This window comes from Blautia sp. CAG:237, from assembly GCF_000436615.1.
Lineage (GTDB): Bacteria > Bacillota > Clostridia > Lachnospirales > Lachnospiraceae > Blautia_A > Blautia_A intestinihominis.
This window is the reverse complement of record NZ_FR886765.1, coordinates 46,138-63,591: the sequence shown is the minus strand read 5'-3', so window position 1 is coordinate 63,591 and position 17,454 is coordinate 46,138. Positions and strand designations below refer to the sequence as shown.

Sequence of the window (17,454 nt, the reverse complement as noted above, 5' to 3'; positions counted from 1 at the left end):
CCAGTGGTGTGAAAAACACCGCTGGCAGGTTTTTTTGACTCCAAAACAGAAAACAAAAATCAAATTGCGAAAGAGTAAAATAGATAATATAATGTTGAGTAAGATATTAATTCACACAGACAAGGAGTAAACATTTGATTTCAAAGACAATGCAAACAATCTTACATGCACTATCTTATGGAAATATAGAGGTGGAGGCGTCACGGCGGCTGGCAGATATTAAGAAGCTGGATGCGATGCGTATATTTGTGAAGAAACTGGATACAAAAGTGTATAATGGAGCTTATGAAGTACCTGTGCGGCTGTATTTTCCGAGTGAGGAAGCTATGAGCGGAGAGCCTGTGGATGGAGAAAAATATCCGGTTCTGCTCTTTTTTCATGGCGGCGGCTGGGTGACGGAAAGTGTGGAGAATTATGACCGCGTATGCAGCAGGATGGCGCAGTCTACAGGGCATATCGTGATGTCTGTGGAGTATCGTCTTGCACCGGAATATCATTTCCCGGTTCCGCTGGAGGACTGTTATGCGGCGGCGAAAGCACTTTATACAGGCAGACTGATCCTTCCGGCTGATCCGGACAGAATCACGATCATTGGAGACAGCGCAGGAGGAAATCTTGCGGCGGCGGTCTGCCTTCTTGCAAGAGAACGAGGAGAGTTCATGCCACGGAAACAGATCCTGATCTATCCAGCATTGAACAACTGTTATACAGAAGAATCCCCCTATAGATCCGTGCAGGAAAATGGCGAAGGCTATCTCCTCACAGCAGTCAAAATGGAAGATTATCTCAAATTATATGAGAGCAGTCCAGATGACAGACAGAACCCATATTTTGCACCGATCCTCGAAAAAGACCTCTCCCATATGCCGGATACGTTGATCCTTACCGCAGAGTTTGATCCCCTGCGGGACGAAGGAGAAGCATACGGTAAACGCCTGGAAGAAGCGGGAAACTATGTGGAAGTGCACAGGATCCCGGAAGCACTTCACGGCTATTTTGCACTGGGGATCCGGTTCCTTCATGTGCAGGAAAGCTTTGAGATCATGAATAAGTTTTTGGAGAAAGAAGCGGATAAAACGTGGAAACAGGATATTCAAAATGGAGAAAATTAGATAACGCGGCACTGGCTTTTCCGCTGGTGACGGGGAAGAATGACAGCAGGGTTTTCCGGTTTTACTGCCAGCTGAAAGAAGAGGTAGATCCGGATATTCTGCAGAAAGCACTGGATCAGACAATGGAGAAATATCCACTGTTCCAGGCGGTGCTCCGCAAGGGTTTGTTCTGGTTTTATCTGGAGCGAAGAGACATCCGGGCAGTCGTAAAACCGGAGAAAAAACCACCGTGCAGCCAGCTCTATATACCGGATCAGAAGTCGCTTCTGTTTCGCGTGAGCTACCACAGAAACCGGATCAATTTCGAGGTTTATCATGCACTGACAGACGGAACAGGAGCGATGAATTTCGTTACAGAACTGGTTCAGGATTACTTGATCCTGGCACATCCTGAAGATAAACTTCCATGGATCGAACTGGCAGATGAGGCGACTCCCGGCGAGCAGGAAGAGGACAGTTTTTCACAGTATTATTCGTCAAAAATCCCAAAAAACAAAGAGAAAAAACCACCGGCAGTGCAGCTGAAAGGAGAGAAACTGATTCACTCCGATATGCAGATCACGGAAGTCATTTTTTCGGTGAAAGAGATTCTGGCAAAAGCCCGTTCTTATAGTGTGTCGATCACGATATTTCTGACTGCACTTCTGCTTCGCGCGATTCATGAGGATATCCCGAAGAACCAGCAGAAGCGCCCGATCACACTGATGATCCCGGTCAATCTGCGTAATTATTTTCCATCACAGTCAATGGGAAATTTCTTTGGCTGGATCGAAGTAGGCTATAAATTTGAGGAAAGTACAACTTTCGAACAGCTTCTGCAATCCGTAAAAGACCAGTTTAAAGAAAAACTTCAGAAAGACAGGATCGCAATGGATATGAACGGTTATGTCCGTCTGGAAAAGAATCCGTTCATACGTGCAGTCCCACTGGAGATCAAACGATATTTCCTCATTGCAGGTGCAAATCTGGGAGGAAGAAGTATTACAGCAGTATATTCCAATATCGGAATTCTCAAATTCCCTCCGGAATATAAGACGTATATTGACAGGTTCGGTATCTTTGCAAGCACGAATTCCCTGCAGGTCTGCTCCTGTTCTTATGAAGATCAGTTTGTGGTAGATTTTACCTCTAAAATACCGGATGACAGGATCCAGAAAAACTTTGTCCGCATGCTGAAAGAAGAGGGGATTTCCTGCAAAGAAGAAAAAAATGAATTCCCGGGATGCGGTGAAAAACAAAAAAAAGAGGACAGAAAAGTGATGCAGACTTTCACATTTTTGTGCCTGGCAGTTGCTGTGATCTGCGGCATGTTCAACTATCTGATGCTCGGAACACTGAACTGGTTCTGGTTCGCGTCAGCAGGCTGTTTCTGTGCCTGGCTGGTGGTTCATGTGGCTTATCTGAAGCGAAGAAACATCCTCAAGAATGAAATGTGGCAGCTTCTGATCATAACGGTTTTATGTGTTTTGTGGGATCATTTTACGGGATGGCATGGCTGGTCGATCGACTTCGTATTTCCATTCGGAGCACTGGCAGTCCTGGGTTCGATCCCTGTGATCGCAAAGATCAACCATCTGGAAAGAGAAGAATATCTGTATTATCTGATACAATCCGCAGGTATAGGATGTATTCCTGCAATCCTGACCGCAGTCGGCCTCATTACTTACACCTGGCCGTCTGTATTAAGTGCAGGGATCAGCTTTCTGACGCTGGCAGGTTTGTTTATTTTTCAGAAAAAGGACATGTTGCGTGAATTCAGAAAGAAATTAAGAATATAAAAAATTAAAAAGGGAAAGAAAAATATGGGACAGGAAAAAGCGTTACCATGGAAAAACTGGGAAGTAGTTAAGCTTATCGGAAAAGGAACGTATGGAGATGTCTATGAAATCCGGAAAGAGAATACCCAATATGCTGCCAGAGCGGCATTGAAAGTAATTCACGTATCGCTTGATGAGCAGAAAAGGCGAGAACTGGAATCCGAAAGGATTTCACTGGCATCGTATTTACAGGAAACGCAGGCGAATATTACTTCAGAGATTAATATTATGGAATCTTTGAAAAGTGCATCACATATTGTGGCGATTGAGGATTCTGAAATTCAGGAAGAACCTGATGGGTGGACTCTTTTTATAAGGATGGAACTTCTTAAAAGTCTGGTGCAGCTTCGAAGCGAAAGAAACCTTACAATGAAAGAAATCCTGAAACTGGGACTTGATCTGTGCGATGGGCTGCAGGCATGCAGGAAAAAAGGTGTTATACACAGAGATATCAAACCAGCCAATATTTTTATTTCAGAGTTTGGGGAGTATAAATTAGGCGATTTTGGAATTTCCAAACAGTTGGAACATACGATGTCAGGGTCTACGCGGGCAGGAACTGAAAGCTATATGGCTCCGGAAGTTTTTTACGGAAAAGTGTATGATGCTACGGTAGATCTTTACTCTCTGGGAATTGTTTTATACCAGCTTGCAAATAAGGGAAAGCTGCCGTTTGTGCCACAGGATCGGGAAGTTGTGTCATACAGTGATGTAACAAAGGCAAAGCAGAGACGTCTAAAAGGAGAGATACTTCCAGACCCGGCAATGGGAGGTCATGTACTTGGCGATATTCTGCGGAAGGCATGTGCAGTTAATCCGAGAGATCGATACCAGAGTCCGCAGGAAATGTATGAAGAACTAGAAAAGCTTTTACAAAGCTATGACCAGAACCAGAAAGACCAGGAAACAGCAAAAGTTTCAGAAAAAGAAAGAGCAGAAGAAGACATTCATTTTTTCTCCGGATTGGAAGATGATTTGGAGAAAACAGAAGCAGAGAAAACAGAATCAGTGAAACCGGAACGGGTGATAGTACAGCCGGTGGAACCGGAGAATAAAACGCCGAAAACTCCAAAGAAATCCTCCAAAATGCCAGCGATAATCGGCATTCTGTGTATTGCGGGAATTGCAATGGCTGCATTTGGCTATATGAGAATGGGAAATTCACAGAAAATCGAATCGAAAGAGAATCAGGAAGTATCGGCAACTGCCATTCCGACAATAAGTGCAGCACCAACGGAAGCTCCGATAGAAACTCCAACAGAAGCCCCTGTTCCGACAGTTGAAATCTCCCCAACAGAAGCTGCATTGGAGGAAAATACAGAAGAAACGGATTGGTTCAACGATTTTGACAACAGAGATTCGGAAGAGACAGACTGGTTTGATGACTGGAACTATGACGAGAATGGAAATAAGGTAAATTAAAAATATCCACTTTACAACAAGGAGAAAAACAATGTTAGAATGTGATTATGAAGTAAAACAGATCGATGGAGACTATGCACATCTGCAGAGGATTGACAGACCAGAGGAGGAACTTAAGCTGGTGGCGAGGGCGCTTCTGCCGATGGAGATTTATGAGGGATGTATCCTTCATTATGAGATGATGCAGTACTCTATGAAATAGATCCGGGAGATACGAGTAAGATGGAACAGTATTACTACAACCACATGGATAAACAGAAGCAGGCGGCGTATCATGCCATGCTGCAGGGAATCCGCGGACTGGCGGATGAATTTCAGATTCCGGCACTGGATGCAGATGCTCTATATGATGTATTTTTTCAGCTGAGGCTGGATCATCCGGAGATTTTCTGGGTAACCGGATACAAGTACCGCTACTACAAAGACTCACCGAATATCATCTTTATCCCGGAGTATCTCTTCGAAAAAAGTAAGATCAAAGAACACCAGAAGGCAATGACCGCACGGGTAGACAAGCTCGTGCGGCCTGCCAAAAACCTGTCCGAATGGGAAAAGGAAAAATATGTCCACGATTTTATCTGCGAAAACATCCGCTACGATAAACTCAAGAAACCATATTCTCACGAGATCATAGGACCACTCGGACAGGGAGTGGGTGTCTGTGAGGGAATCGCCAAGGCGGTCAAAGTTCTTCTCGATGAGCTTGGTGTCTGGTGCGTCATCGCAATCTGCGGAAACAATCCGGATAAGGGGATCAAATACCGCCACACCTGGAATATCGTCAAAGTCGGCGGCGTATATTATCATCTGGATGCGACTTTTGACAACACCCTTGGAAAGAGCGACCAGGTGCAGGATATCCGCTACGATTATTTTAATCTTGACGACAAGAGCATTTTCCGGGATCATGAGCCTCTGATCGCACCGGCACCATGCTGCACAGAGCACGAACATTTTTACTACAAAGAAAAGAAACTTTCCTTTACGAAGCAGGAAGATGTCTACAAGCGCTCCCTGCAGGCTGCAAAGAAAGGCAAAACACTCACCTTCCACTGGCGTGGCGGCTATCTTACCAGAGAAGTACTGAAGGAACTTCTCGACCTGATCCGCAAAGCAGGAGAAGAAAGAAAAAAGACACCAGTTGTAAATGTCAACTGGCCGCAGGCAGTCCTGAGCCTCCATTACATAGAAGAACAGGCACAGGAATGCATCACAATGGAAGATGCAAATGAGGGAGAAAAAGAATAAGTTTTTTATCTAAAAGGGGAAATTACTATGCTGGAAACATTTCAGGTTTTACATATTGAAGAACCGGATTTCGGCTGTGAAGGGTGGCCGGATGGATTTGAGATCAAAGACAAAGTACTTCTCAAAAGCAATCTCACAGGAGAAGAAAAGATCATCCACGAAAAAGATGCCAGACTGTATGAGCTGGACATCAACGAGGGCGACGAAGTGTTTCTGATCGAAGGCGAACTGAGAAAACTGCGGTAGGAGCTTAGGTCTTGTTCATGGGATAAATAGGAAAAGGATGAGGAGATTGCTGAAGCGATTCAAAACAGAGATCAATCCTACAGAAGAGCAGAAGATTAAAATACATAAGACAATCGGCACATGCAGATACATTTATAAACAATGGAGTGAGGATTATGAGCATTGAATTAAAAATCCTGGATTTTATCCAGACACTGCATACACCGGTGCTGGATAAGATCATGGTCGGGATCACCAGACTTGGAGATGCCGGAATTATCTGGATCATTTTGACGGCGATCTTTCTGGTGATACCGAAAACAAGGCGGGCCGGCGGCGTAATGCTGGCGGCACTGGTTGTACAGACGATACTGTGCAATGTGATTCTCAAAAATCTGTTTGCGAGGACAAGACCGTATGATGTAAATACGACGGTTCAGCTTCTGGTTCCGAAGCTTCACGATTTTTCTTTCCCGTCGGGTCACACATCAGCATCGTTTACAACAGTGAGCGCATTGTATTTTGCAAAAAATAAAGCATGGAAACCGGCGCTGGTACTTGCCTGCCTGATCGCAGTCTCAAGACTTTATTTATATGTACATTATCCTACAGATGTACTGGGAGGAATCCTTCTCGGAATTTTGTCAGGATATATAGGATACAAAATTATGGAAAAACTGAGAAACAGATAAAATAAATATAGAGGAAAAACCATGCAGAAAATCAGAGAAGCGATCAGTTTTTATGGACGAGTCCAGGGTGTTGGATTCCGGTATAAATTAGGATACCTGGCACAGATGTACAGTGTGACCGGATGGGCGAGAAACGAATATGATGGTTCTGTTTCGACAGAATTGCAGGGCCTTGAAGAAGATATTGACAAGATCATTCAGGCACTTTACAATGACCGTTATATAGAGATTGATGATATCCGAAGACGGAGGATTTCTCTGGATGAGAATGAGCGGCGATTCGGAATCCGCTACTGAAGGGAGATGCACAAATGGAAGAATTATATCAGGCAATCGAGGAGAAGATCAAGTCATCAGGCTATCCGAGAGAGATTTCAGGAGAAGCAGTCTACGAGGACATCTGTGACCAGATCGACGGCAAGGAAAATGGTACTTATGTGTTACTTTCCAAGTTTGAGGATGATGTGATCTTTGAGTATCATATTACAGTTATGGATCATGAATTTAATCTTGGAATCCTTACAATGAGACTTCCAGAGGGAGTTTACGCAGTAAACTTTGATGAGGATTAATAAGGATTGATTAGCAGAGAGCGGGCAGAGACCTGCTCTTTTTGCAGATAAAATGAATAAAGAGGGGGGATTGTTTATGTGGATCTTATTCGCAGTAGGATCTTCTTTTTTTGCGGGAATCACAGCGATTCTCGCAAAGTGTGGAATTCAGAAAACAGATTCAGATGTGGCGACAGCAGTGAGAACGATCGTAGTTCTTCTGTTCTCATGGCTGATGGTGCTGGTCACGGGGACTTTTTCTGGAATCCACAATATCAGCAGAGAGACGCTGCTGTTTCTCGTTTTGTCCGGACTGGCGACGGGAGCATCGTGGCTGTGCTATTTTCATGCGCTCCAGAAAGGCGATGTCAACAAGGTTGTGCCAATCGATAAATCCAGTACGATACTGACGATCTTCCTGGCGTTGATCTTTCTCCATGAGGGACTGACATGGGCGAAGCTTGGCTGTGTCTGTCTGATCGCGATCGGTACTTATATGATGATCTCCAGAAAGAAAGTTATAGAAGATACAAAGAAAAAAGACAGCAGTTGGTTTATTTATGCAGTGCTTTCAGCAGTCTTTGCGAGCCTGACAGCGATTCTTGGAAAGGTTGGAATTTCAGGGATTGACTCAAACCTGGGAACCGCGATCCGTACAACAGTTGTGCTTCTGATGGCATGGCTGATGGTTTTTGTCCAGGGTAAGCAGAAGGAAGTAAAAGAGATTGAGAAAAAAGAGCTTCTTTTTATCGGACTTTCAGGTATCGCGACAGGAGCTTCCTGGCTCTGTTATTATCGTGCTCTGCAGGAAGGACCTGCAAGTGTTGTCGTGCCGATCGATAAACTCAGTATTCTCGCGACGATTGCTTTTTCCTGGATCGTTTTCCACGAAAAACTGACGCGCAAATCTGCGGTGGGAGTTGTACTGATCACTGTCGGAACGGTACTTATGACGATGGCGTAAAATCATCAGGGTCATTGTGAATGGGATGGATGGCAGGGCGATAGAAATTTCCTATAACATTATAACAAAATAGAGATACCCATTTACAGGATAAAGATGGTAAGATAAAGAAAAACGAAAGAGCAGGAGTTGAAATACAATGGGACATTTTTATTTTGTGAGACATGGACAGACAGTCTGGAATGTAGAGAATAAGATCTGCGGAGCGACAGATATCGCGCTGACAGAGAAGGGACATCAGCAGGCGATCGAGACAGGGCATGAGATTCTGCGACAGGGGATCCAGGCAGATGAGATCCTTTATTCTCCGTTGATGCGTGCAGCAGATACAGCAAAACATATTTCTGAGATTACCGGAATTCCGGCACGTGTAGAGCCGAGACTGATCGAGCAGAATTTCGGAAAATACGAATCCACTGCCCGCAACGGTGAGGAATTCCAGAAAGCAAAGCAGCAGTTCATCACCAGATATGACGGCGGGGAATCCATGCTGCATCTGGCACAGAGGATCTACAATCTCCTCGACGAGATCAAAGCAGAATCCGATCACAAAACCTATATCCTCGTGGCACACAACGGGATTTCCAGGGTGATCCAGTCCTATTTCTACGAGATGACAAACGAAGAATACGCGACATTCGGAGTGAAAAACTGCGAAGTCAGAAGATTTGATTTTGAGTGATAAATGAAACAAAAATACAGGCAGGAAATTCGCATAACAGCGCAAAATTCCTGCCTGTTTTTATGTTGTAGTGCGGAATGCAGTATGCTATAATACACACTAGTATACTAGGTTAAAAGGAGCGTTTAGCAATGAATATCCATGATAAATATAAAGTATTACAGCAGAATCTGAAAGCAATGGGAAGTGTTGCAGTTGCTTTTTCAAGCGGTGTGGATTCTACTTTCCTGCTGAAAGCAGCGCTGGAAGCTCTTGGAGGAGAGAATGTGATCGCAGTTACCGCAAGTTCCTGTTCTTTCCCGGAGAGAGAACTGAAGGAAGCGAAAGAGTTCTGTGAGAAAAACGGCGTGCGTCATATCGTCTGTAAATCTGAGGAGCTGGATATCGACGGTTTCCGCCAGAATCCGAAGAACCGCTGCTATCTCTGCAAGCATGAACTCTTTGAGAAAATCTGGGAGATTGCCCGTGAAAATGGCATGAATGCAGTTGCTGAGGGTTCCAATATGGACGACAATGGCGACTACCGTCCAGGTCTGATCGCGGTCAAGGAACTTGGCGTCAGCAGCCCGCTTCGTCAGGCAGAACTTTACAAAGAAGAAATCCGCGAACTTTCCAAAAAAATGGGACTTCCGACCTGGGACAAACAGTCCTTTGCCTGTCTTTCCTCACGTTTTGTCTACGGTGAGACCATCAGTGAGAAAAAACTCGGCATGGTAGACAAGGCAGAGCAGCTTCTTCTGAACATGGGATTCCATCAGGTGCGCGTCCGCATCCACGGAAACATCGCCAGAATCGAAGTCCTTCCAGACGAGATCACCAAAATTGTCGAGGAAGGCAACAGAACAAAAATTGCAAACCAGCTCAAAGAGTATGGTTTTGACTATGTAACTCTCGATCTTCTGGGCTACCGTACCGGAAGTATGAATGAAACACTGGATGAAAAAGAAAAGGAGATATAAATGTTAAATCAGTTTTCCAGAACAGAACTGTTATTTGGTAAAGAAGCCATGGAGAAACTGGCGGACTCCAGAGTTGCCGTTTTTGGAATCGGTGGAGTCGGCGGTTATACCGTAGAGGCACTTGTGCGAAGTGGAGTTGGTAAACTTGATCTGATCGATGATGACAAAGTCTGCCTCACCAACTTGAACCGTCAGATCATCGCCACCAGAAGCACTGTCGGCAAATACAAAGTCGATGTTATGAAAGACCGCATCCTCGACATCAACCCAAAGGCAGAAGTTAATGTCCACAAATGCTTCTACCTTCCAGAAACCAAGGATGAGTTTGACTTTTCCCAATATGATTATGTTGTAGATGCAGTAGATACCGTAACTGCAAAGATCCAGCTCGTCATGGAAGCCAAAGAAGCCGGCGTTCCGATCATCAGCAGTATGGGAGCCGGAAACAAACTCGACCCGACTGCTTTTCAGGTAGCAGACATCTACAAAACATCCGTCTGCCCTCTGGCAAAAGTTATGCGTCGTGAACTCAAAAAACGTGGAATTAAGAAGCTCAAAGTGGTATACTCTCAGGAGAAGCCAATCCGCCCGATCGAGGACATGTCTATCAGCTGCCGTACACACTGCATCTGCCCTCCGGGCGCAGCACATAAATGCACAGAGCGTCGTGATATTCCAGGTTCCACAGCCTTTGTTCCGTCCGTAGTCGGACTGATCATCGCAGGAGAAGTGATCAAAGACCTGGCAGGGAAAAACTAAAAAAGGATTTGATGATAAGATAAAATCATCATATGGAACGTATTTCAGACAGAGGAGGGGCAGTACATGAAAAGAAAAGCAGCAGCACTTGCATTGACAGTTGCGATGACAATGGCAGTCAGCGGAAGCGTTTATGCAGAACCGAAGTCAACAGAAGTAGAGCCAGGTATCACTGGAAATCCTGAGGAGTCAGAAGCGAGATCTTCTGTGGCGGATGGCTGTGAGACAGGGAAGCATTCATGGACGGAATGGACAGTAACGATCCCGGCAGACTGTGTAACTGAGGGTCAGCAGACACGGAGCTGTGAGGAGTGTGGAATATCAGAAACAGTGTCCATACCAAAAACAAAGGAACATGATCTGAAAGAAATCTCACGTCAGGAAGCCACCGACGATAAGGATGGTTTTATCCTCTATGCGTGCAAGAGGAATGGTTGCGATTATCAGATGAAGGAAGTTATTCCGGCGAAAGCAGCATCTGATCCGGAAGATACAGACGAAAATAAAGATGGCGAAGAGAAAGATCCGGAGAAGGAAAACACTGTGGATTCTGATACAAAGAATGAAAGTAAATCTGAAGAAAATTCCAAAGATGAAACGAAAAATGATGGTATCGGTGGCAGCGATACAAAGGAACTTCCAGACGAAGATATCGACGAAGAATATGCAAGTTTTGCATACGCGACATCTTCAGAAGTAGTAGCAGAATATGACCCGGAAACGGCAGTCAGCACACGCAAAATCACGAATCCGACAGACCCTTCTGACACGGAAGAAGTGGAAGGAAGAGCAGTTTCAGAAGGCATTGTGGATGTCAAAAAAGACTCCGATGGAAACATCACAGACCTTGCAATTTCTACTTCTGTTGAGGAGATAAAACATGGATTTTCGTTCAGCAGTGAGAGTAAAACTCCGCATTCCATTGCAATCATCAACAGCAAAGTTCCGGGCGTAAACTGGATCACTTTGACTGCGAAGGAACCGGCATCCGAACTTGGAATCCGTCTGAAACAGACAGATGACGGAATGATAATGACGCTCACAGAAAATCAGAAACTGGTCAATATCATCAGGATCACAGAAGCCAAAAAGAAGATCACAATGACCACTTCCACTGGTGGAAGCTGCGAGATCAGTCAGGAGATCCAGAAGTTTACAGTCAGAGATAAGAACAAAAACTTCACGGATATAGATATGAATGAAGTTGTTTTTCATAGAATAGACGGGAAGAATCCGTACATAGAACTGGCTGCACTGAAAGAATTAAAGAAAGAAAAAACATCCCAGGATATGGCAAAGAAAGATGAGAAATACTACTGGATCCAGCAGTATGACGATGAATCCCAGACACCTGTCGTGATCACTGTATATGAGAAATAATATTGTTAAATTAATCACAGAATAAGTAAAAAAACAGGTCATTATCCTCATTTTCGAGGATAATGACCTTGGTTTTTTTTGTATACAATTCTTAGTATTCGCCAACAACGGTTGCTTTGAGCAGGTTGGTATTACCGGAACGTCCAAGCGGAACACCGACAGTAAGAACAACAACATCGCCTTCTTTGACGTAGCCGTTTTCTTCGGCTGCCTCTGTAGCGTGAAGGAGAAGGATCTCCATGCTGTATTCCTCTTTGGTCAGGAGTGGAGTAACACCCCAAACCAGATTCAGCTGACGCCAGATGCGTTCATCCGGAGTGCATGCAATGATTGGGCATCCTGGACGATATTTGGAAACCATACGTGCAGTATTACCGGAACGGGTAACTGCGATGATGGCTTTGGCATTCAGGTCGATCGCTGTCATGCAGGTAGCATGAGAGATTGCTGTGGTTACGTTTGTAGCGTGCTCCTTGGTGCGGAAACTGAACTGCTGATTAAAGTCAATGTCAGCTTCTGTACGAACTGCGATTTTGACCATAGTCTTGAGTGCTTCTACAGGATATTTACCTGCAGCAGTTTCACCGGAAAGCATGATTGCACTTGTTCCCTGATAGATCGCGTTGGCAACGTCTGTGGTCTCTGCACGTGTCGGACGCGGGTTTTTGATCATGGAATCCAGCATCTGAGTAGCTGTGATAACCTGTTTTCCAGCAGTGTATACTTTGGCAATGATATCCTTCTGGATAACCGGAACATCCTCAAGCGGGATCTCAACACCCATGTCACCACGGGCGATCATGATACCGTCAGCTACCTCAATGATGCTGTCGATGTTGTCAACACCCTGCTGGTTCTCGATCTTGGCGATGATCTTGATGTCCTGTCCACCGTTTTTCTCAAGGATATCACGGATTTCTTTGACATCGGCTGCTGTTCTGGTGAAAGAAGCGGCAATGAAATCATAGCCTTCTTTGATACCAAACAGGATATCGTCGTGATCCTTAGGGCTGATGAATGGCATGTTTACTTCTACACCAGGAAGGTTGACACCTTTCTTATTGCCGAGAACACCACCGTTTACTACTTTACAGACAATGTCCTGACCTTTGATCTTCTTAACTTCAAGTCCGATCAGACCGTCATCGATCAGAATGCTGTTGCCAGGTTTGACATCCTTATATAATTCTTTATAGGTAACGGAAACGATCTTCTCATTTCCCATGATCTCTTCTGCGGTTAAGGTGAATTCCTGACCTTCCTTCAGAGTAACCTTTTCATTTTCAAATTCGCGGATACGAATTTCAGGACCTTTTGTATCGAGAAGCGCAGCTACCGGTTTACCAAGACGTGTACGAATTTCTTTTAATTTATCAATACGGCCTTTCTGTTCATCGTGTAAACCATGAGAGAAGTTGAAACGTGCTACGTTCAGACCTTCTTTAACAAGTTCTTCCAGAACACCGTCTTTATCAGTAGACGGACCAAGGGTACAGATAATTTTTGTTTTGCGCATAAATTTCCTCCTACTTTTCTTTACCTAAAAAACACACCTTTATTCTAACACATAATTTTTAATGTACAAGTAAAGATTTAGCAAAATAAAACGTTAATTTTATAACATTTTTGCCTCTGAATTATAGAAAAAATGCATTAAAAATCGTCGTACCAGGGATTAAAACCTGGTATGACGATTGATGTATTTGGCTTTGTATTTAGAATATACAATTGTCTGATCTTTATACAGTCCATAGTATCCGGAAACGGCATAACTGATGGAGACAGCGATCAGATAATAGGAAACTCCACGGAATCCAAACAGCTCGAATGCGATCAGGATCGAGGTGATCGGGCAGTTGGTAACACCACAGAAAAGAGCCGTCATGCCTGCGGCTGCACACAAGGATGGAGAAAGCCCGAGAAGTTGTCCCATAAGGCATCCGAAGGTGGCTCCGATGCAGAAAGAAGGGACGATCTCGCCGCCGCGAAAACCGGCACGCATAGTCAGGGCAGTAAGGATTATCTTCCACAAAAAGTCCAGTGGACGAGTCTGATCTTCCTCTACCGCGAGTTCAATAAGGTTGTTTCCGGCACCCATGTAATCAGTCGTATGAAGCAGAAGAGTGATCACAATAATGACTGCACTCGCCGCCACGATGCGGACATATGGATTAGGAAGATACCTGGTATAAAGCTTGCTGACACCCTGAAGGACCATGCAGAAAATGATGCTGACTGCGGCACATGCGACTGCGATGATGACCATTTTGCCGCCTGTTATGACGGACAATTCAGGGATATTTACAACATGAAATGACTCAGGATTGATGCCAAAACCGGCAGCAAATTCCGATGCGATCAGGGATGAGATCACGCAGGGAACAAGTGCCGCATAGTACATAACGCCGACGCTGATAACCTCCATTGCGAATACAGCAGCCGCCATCGGTGTACCAAAAACAGCAGCAAAAGCAGCACTCATGCCGCACATGACCATGACATGACGGTCTTCTTCATCGAGCCGGAACCAGCTTCCAAGCTGATTGCCAATGCTTCCGCCAAGCTGGATCGCAGCACCTTCACGACCTGCAGAACCACCCACAAGGTGGGTGAGGATCGTAGAAACAAAGATCAGTGGAGCAGAGCGAAAAGGCACATCATCCTGAGAGCGGATCGTAGAAAGTACCTGAGTTGTACCGCCGTCTTCACGCCCAAATTTCTGATAAAGAAATACGATCACCAGACCGGATAGTGGCAGCAGGAAAAAGATCCATGTGTTTTCTGCCCGGTAATTTGTGACAAATTTGAGTGCCCTTGCAAAAAGGCTGCTGATAAAGCCGACGGTCAGACCGGTCAGTACTGCGAGGACCAGCCATTTGATAAGATTCGTCATATCATAGCGGATGTGTCCGAGATAATAATCCAGATCTTTAGTCTCTTCCGGATTATTTTTGTCCTGTGTGTTGTTCATAAGTTCCCCCCGTAAAGTAAAAAATAATTTATGACATGCAACAAACGGTTCCGAAATAGTATGCGGAACCGTCTGATGTTTGAAATATGATGATTATAAATTTGTAAGATTTTATTCCTGTGTAATTCCGGTTACTTCGTATCCGGCATCTTTGATCGTCTGGCGGATCTTGTCCTCATCAACCTTCTCCGGTGCTGTAAAAACGGTTGTGTTGCTTTCGTGAGAAGATACGACCTCCTCTACACCGAATGCTTTCTTAATTGCTTCATTTACGTGTGCTTCGCAGTGTCCGCACATCATTCCCTCAACATTAACTGTAACTTTTACCATAGCTTTTTGCTCCTTTTCTTTTATATTATAATCATTTTTTACCTCAATGGAAGTAGCTTGTTTGATTTTTTTGTCCTTTTTTGTGTCGTGGATCTTAAACAGGTTCAAACGCAGGGCGTTGGTGACAACGCAGAAGCTGGAAAGGCTCATTGCGGCGGCACCGAACATCGGATTCAGTGTCCATCCGAAGATCGGGATCCATACACCAGCAGCCAGCGGAATGCCGATCACATTGTAGAAAAATGCCCAGAAAAGATTTTCGTGGATATTTTTCAATGTGGCACGGCTGAGACGGACAGCGGCAGGAACATCGCTTAAACGGCTCTTCATCAGAACGACATCAGCTGCGTCGATCGCAATGTCTGTTCCGGCACCGATCGCGATTCCGATATCTGCGCGTGTGAGGGCAGGAGCATCGTTGATACCGTCGCCGACCATGGCAACTTTGCCCTGTTCTTTGAGGGAACGGATCACGCTTTCCTTGCCGTCAGGGAGAACGCCTGCGATGACATCGTCCACGCCTGCCTGGGCACCGATCGCTCTTGCGGTACGCTCATTGTCACCGGTCAGCATGACAACACGGATTCCCATATTCTGGAGTTCTTTGACTGCCTGCGGGCTGTCTTCTTTGATGACGTCAGCGACAGCGATGATGCCGGCCAGCTTGCCATTGCGGGCAAAAAGGAGGGGAGTTTTTCCTTCTTCTGCAAGCTTTTCTGCCTTCTGGGAGAGTGCGGCAGGAACGCTTACCTGGCTGCTGATAAATTTCATGCTTCCACCGATCAGAGTATCATTATCAAGCACAGCAGAAAGCCCATTTCCCGGAAGAGCGTGGAAATCGGTGACTTCCGGTGCTGTGAGATGAAGGCTTTCGGCGTGGCCAAGGATCGCTTTTGCAAGAGGATGCTCGCTCTTTTTTTCCAGGGCAAATGCCATGGTGAGGAGTTCCTGTTCAGAAGTCCCATCTGCCGGGAGCAGATCTGTCACTTCCGGCTGACCACTGGTGATCGTACCGGTTTTGTCCAGGGCAACGATCTGGACTTTGCCTGCTTCTTCAAGAGAAACAGCGGTTTTGAACAGGATACCGTTCTTGGCACCCATTCCGTTGCCGACCATGATCGCTACCGGAGTGGCAAGTCCGAGCGCGCATGGACAACTGATAACGAGAACGGAAATTCCGCGGGCAAGTGCATAGCCGAATTCATGTCCGGTCAGAAGCCAGACAAGCGTGGTGAGAATCGCGATTGTGATGACTGTCGGCACAAAAACACCGGAAACACGGTCTGCGATCTTGGCGATCGGAGCTTTGGTAGCAGCTGCGTCACTTACCATTTTGATGATCTGGGAGAGGGTAGTGTCCTCGCCGACGCGGGTTGCTTCACATTTGATAAATCCGGACTGGTTGACAGTAGCAGCAGAAACAAGATCTCCGGCGGCTTTGTCAACCGGGATGCTTTCGCCTGTAAGGGCAGATTCGTTGACAGCACTGGTTCCCTCGACGATCACACCATCAACCGGGATGTTTTCTCCTGGGCGGACCACAAAGATGTCTCCTTTGTGGACCTGTTCGATCGGGACAGTAGTTTCCTGACCGTCGCGGAGAACGACAGCGGTCTTTGGCGCGAGTTTCATGAGGCTCTTGAGAGCGTCAGTGGTTTTTCCTTTGGAACGGGCTTCAAGCATTTTGCCAACGGTGATCAGGGTCAGGATCATTGCCGCGGATTCGAAGTAAAAATCCATCATGTAGTTCATGACAGCGGCAGAATCGCCGTCGACCTGAGCTCTTGTCATGGCGAAGAGTGCGTAGACACTCCATACAAAAGATGCCATGGAACCGAGGGCAACGAGTGTGTCCATGTTCGGGGCACGATGCCACAGGCTCTTGAATCCGCTGATGAAAAATTTCTGGTTGATGACCATGATGATTCCGGCAAGCAGAAGCTGCACAAGACCCATTGCGATATGGTTGTCATTAAACCATGCAGGCAGCGGCCAGCCCCACATCATATGTCCCATGGAGAAGTACATCAGCACGAGCAAAAATCCGACGGAAGCGATCAGACGACGCTTGAGGATCGGTGTCTCGTGATCCTCGAGGGCTTCTTCGGCTTCAGATATGGAAACCTGTTCCTTATTGGCTCCCTTGAGGGATGCGCCGTAACCTGCCTGTTCTACGGCATTGATAATATCATGGGGGGAAGCTGTTCCTTCCACACCCATGGAGTTTGTCAGAAGGCTGACAGAGCAGGATGTGACTCCCGGCACTTTGGATACAGCCTTCTCCACACGGGTGCTGCAGGCAGCGCAGCTCATACCGGTGACGTTGTATTGTTCCATTGTGT

At 45.7% G+C, this 17,454-nt stretch carries 18 protein-coding genes; 15 read left to right on the top strand and 3 right to left on the bottom strand.

The window, feature by feature from the left end:
• The first annotated feature begins 149 nt into the window (after nt 1-149).
• The 15 genes from QZL69_RS12445 to QZL69_RS12375 all read left to right on the top strand — a co-directional run bounded on the left by QZL69_RS12445 (nt 150) and on the right by QZL69_RS12375 (nt 11,811).
• Nucleotides 150-1,112: an alpha/beta hydrolase gene (locus QZL69_RS12445; RefSeq protein ID WP_118252369.1), complete on the top strand. Its 963-nt coding sequence runs from the start codon at nt 150-152 to the stop codon at nt 1,110-1,112.
• Nucleotides 1,079-2,890 carry a DUF6320 domain-containing protein gene (locus QZL69_RS12440; protein WP_022215527.1) on the top strand — a complete coding sequence of 604 codons (1,812 nt, stop codon included), beginning with the start codon at nt 1,079-1,081 and terminating at the stop codon, nt 2,888-2,890. Before QZL69_RS12445 ends, QZL69_RS12440 begins: the two co-directional genes overlap by 34 nt.
• Nucleotides 2,891-2,914: 24 nt before the next feature.
• Nucleotides 2,915-4,351 (top strand): serine/threonine protein kinase, encoded by a 1,437-nt coding sequence (locus QZL69_RS12435; RefSeq protein ID WP_022215526.1) that lies wholly within the window; start codon nt 2,915-2,917, stop codon nt 4,349-4,351.
• A gap of 31 nt (nt 4,352-4,382) precedes the next feature.
• Entirely contained in the window at nt 4,383-4,553 is a 171-nt protein-coding gene (locus QZL69_RS12430) for a hypothetical protein (protein ID WP_015540605.1), read from the top strand.
• Nucleotides 4,554-4,573: 20 nt separating this feature from the next.
• Nucleotides 4,574-5,599: a transglutaminase domain-containing protein gene (locus tag QZL69_RS12425; RefSeq protein WP_022215525.1), complete on the top strand. Its 1,026-nt coding sequence runs from the start codon at nt 4,574-4,576 to the stop codon at nt 5,597-5,599.
• 27 nt (nt 5,600-5,626) lie between these two features.
• Nucleotides 5,627-5,845: a hypothetical protein gene (locus QZL69_RS12420; RefSeq protein WP_022215524.1), complete on the top strand. Its 219-nt coding sequence runs from the start codon at nt 5,627-5,629 to the stop codon at nt 5,843-5,845.
• 37 nt (nt 5,846-5,882) lie between these two features.
• Nucleotides 5,883-6,011 (top strand): helix-turn-helix domain-containing protein, encoded by a 129-nt coding sequence (locus QZL69_RS14035; RefSeq protein WP_334290852.1) that lies wholly within the window; start codon nt 5,883-5,885, stop codon nt 6,009-6,011.
• Nucleotides 6,001-6,516, top strand: a complete 516-nt coding sequence (locus QZL69_RS12410) for a phosphatase PAP2 family protein (RefSeq protein ID WP_022215523.1) — start codon at nt 6,001-6,003, stop codon at nt 6,514-6,516. Before QZL69_RS14035 ends, QZL69_RS12410 begins: the two co-directional genes overlap by 11 nt.
• Before the next feature lie 21 nt (nt 6,517-6,537).
• Nucleotides 6,538-6,813, top strand: a complete 276-nt coding sequence (locus QZL69_RS12405) for an acylphosphatase (protein WP_022215522.1) — start codon at nt 6,538-6,540, stop codon at nt 6,811-6,813.
• A gap of 14 nt (nt 6,814-6,827) precedes the next feature.
• A complete protein-coding gene (locus tag QZL69_RS12400) occupies nt 6,828-7,088 on the top strand; it encodes a hypothetical protein (protein WP_022215521.1) in 261 nt (86 codons plus the stop codon).
• Nucleotides 7,089-7,164: 76 nt separating this feature from the next.
• Nucleotides 7,165-8,031, top strand: coding sequence for an EamA family transporter (locus QZL69_RS12395; protein ID WP_022215520.1), 867 nt, complete (start codon nt 7,165-7,167; stop codon nt 8,029-8,031).
• Between the two features lie 139 nt (nt 8,032-8,170).
• Nucleotides 8,171-8,713, top strand: coding sequence for a histidine phosphatase family protein (locus QZL69_RS12390; protein WP_022215519.1), 543 nt, complete (start codon nt 8,171-8,173; stop codon nt 8,711-8,713).
• Nucleotides 8,714-8,844: 131 nt separating this feature from the next.
• Nucleotides 8,845-9,672, top strand: coding sequence for an ATP-dependent sacrificial sulfur transferase LarE (gene larE, locus QZL69_RS12385; protein WP_022215518.1), 828 nt, complete (start codon nt 8,845-8,847; stop codon nt 9,670-9,672).
• The gene (locus QZL69_RS12380; protein WP_022215517.1) at nt 9,673-10,431 is read left to right on the top strand and encodes a tRNA threonylcarbamoyladenosine dehydratase; all 759 of its coding nucleotides are present in this window, start codon (nt 9,673-9,675) and stop codon (nt 10,429-10,431) included. It abuts the gene before it with no gap.
• Nucleotides 10,432-10,497: 66 nt separating this feature from the next.
• On the top strand, nt 10,498-11,811 hold the full coding sequence (locus tag QZL69_RS12375) for a hypothetical protein (protein WP_022215516.1): 1,314 nt from the start codon (nt 10,498-10,500) through the stop codon (nt 11,809-11,811).
• A 91-nt stretch (nt 11,812-11,902) separates the two neighbouring features.
• Here QZL69_RS12375 and pyk read toward each other — a convergent pair whose 3' ends face one another.
• From pyk to QZL69_RS12360, 3 genes are all read right to left on the bottom strand, one after another.
• Complete coding sequence (gene pyk, locus QZL69_RS12370; RefSeq protein WP_022215515.1) at nt 11,903-13,327, bottom strand: pyruvate kinase; 1,425 nt, start codon at nt 13,325-13,327, stop codon at nt 11,903-11,905.
• A 159-nt stretch (nt 13,328-13,486) separates the two neighbouring features.
• The gene (locus QZL69_RS12365) at nt 13,487-14,782 is read right to left on the bottom strand and encodes a chloride channel protein (protein WP_022215514.1); all 1,296 of its coding nucleotides are present in this window, start codon (nt 14,780-14,782) and stop codon (nt 13,487-13,489) included.
• Between the two features lie 111 nt (nt 14,783-14,893).
• The gene (locus QZL69_RS12360; RefSeq protein WP_022215513.1) at nt 14,894-17,449 is read right to left on the bottom strand and encodes a heavy metal translocating P-type ATPase; all 2,556 of its coding nucleotides are present in this window, start codon (nt 17,447-17,449) and stop codon (nt 14,894-14,896) included.
• Between the last annotated feature and the right edge of the window lie 5 nt (nt 17,450-17,454).

Excerpts from the sequence above, each read along its gene's own strand:
- QZL69_RS12410 (WP_022215523.1), top strand. The coding sequence starts at position 6,001 with ATGAGCATTGAATTAAAAATCCTGGATTTTATCCAGACACTGCATACA.
- larE (WP_022215518.1), top strand. The coding sequence starts at position 8,845 with ATGAATATCCATGATAAATATAAAGTATTACAGCAGAATCTGAAAGCA.
- QZL69_RS12395 (WP_022215520.1), top strand. The coding sequence starts at position 7,165 with ATGTGGATCTTATTCGCAGTAGGATCTTCTTTTTTTGCGGGAATCACA.
- QZL69_RS12405 (WP_022215522.1), top strand. The coding sequence starts at position 6,538 with ATGCAGAAAATCAGAGAAGCGATCAGTTTTTATGGACGAGTCCAGGGT.
- QZL69_RS12435 (WP_022215526.1), top strand. The coding sequence starts at position 2,915 with ATGGGACAGGAAAAAGCGTTACCATGGAAAAACTGGGAAGTAGTTAAG.
- QZL69_RS12360 (WP_022215513.1), bottom strand. The coding sequence starts at position 17,449 with ATGGAACAATACAACGTCACCGGTATGAGCTGCGCTGCCTGCAGCACC.
- QZL69_RS12390 (WP_022215519.1), top strand. The coding sequence starts at position 8,171 with ATGGGACATTTTTATTTTGTGAGACATGGACAGACAGTCTGGAATGTA.
- QZL69_RS12420 (WP_022215524.1), top strand. The coding sequence starts at position 5,627 with ATGCTGGAAACATTTCAGGTTTTACATATTGAAGAACCGGATTTCGGC.
- QZL69_RS12430 (WP_015540605.1), top strand. The coding sequence starts at position 4,383 with ATGTTAGAATGTGATTATGAAGTAAAACAGATCGATGGAGACTATGCA.
- QZL69_RS12445 (WP_118252369.1), top strand. The coding sequence starts at position 150 with ATGCAAACAATCTTACATGCACTATCTTATGGAAATATAGAGGTGGAG.
- QZL69_RS12425 (WP_022215525.1), top strand. The coding sequence starts at position 4,574 with ATGGAACAGTATTACTACAACCACATGGATAAACAGAAGCAGGCGGCG.
- QZL69_RS12375 (WP_022215516.1), top strand. The coding sequence starts at position 10,498 with ATGAAAAGAAAAGCAGCAGCACTTGCATTGACAGTTGCGATGACAATG.
- QZL69_RS12380 (WP_022215517.1), top strand. The coding sequence starts at position 9,673 with ATGTTAAATCAGTTTTCCAGAACAGAACTGTTATTTGGTAAAGAAGCC.
- QZL69_RS12365 (WP_022215514.1), bottom strand. The coding sequence starts at position 14,782 with ATGAACAACACACAGGACAAAAATAATCCGGAAGAGACTAAAGATCTG.
- pyk (WP_022215515.1), bottom strand. The coding sequence starts at position 13,327 with ATGCGCAAAACAAAAATTATCTGTACCCTTGGTCCGTCTACTGATAAA.
- QZL69_RS14035 (WP_334290852.1), top strand. The coding sequence starts at position 5,883 with ATGAGGAGATTGCTGAAGCGATTCAAAACAGAGATCAATCCTACAGAA.
- QZL69_RS12400 (WP_022215521.1), top strand. The coding sequence starts at position 6,828 with ATGGAAGAATTATATCAGGCAATCGAGGAGAAGATCAAGTCATCAGGC.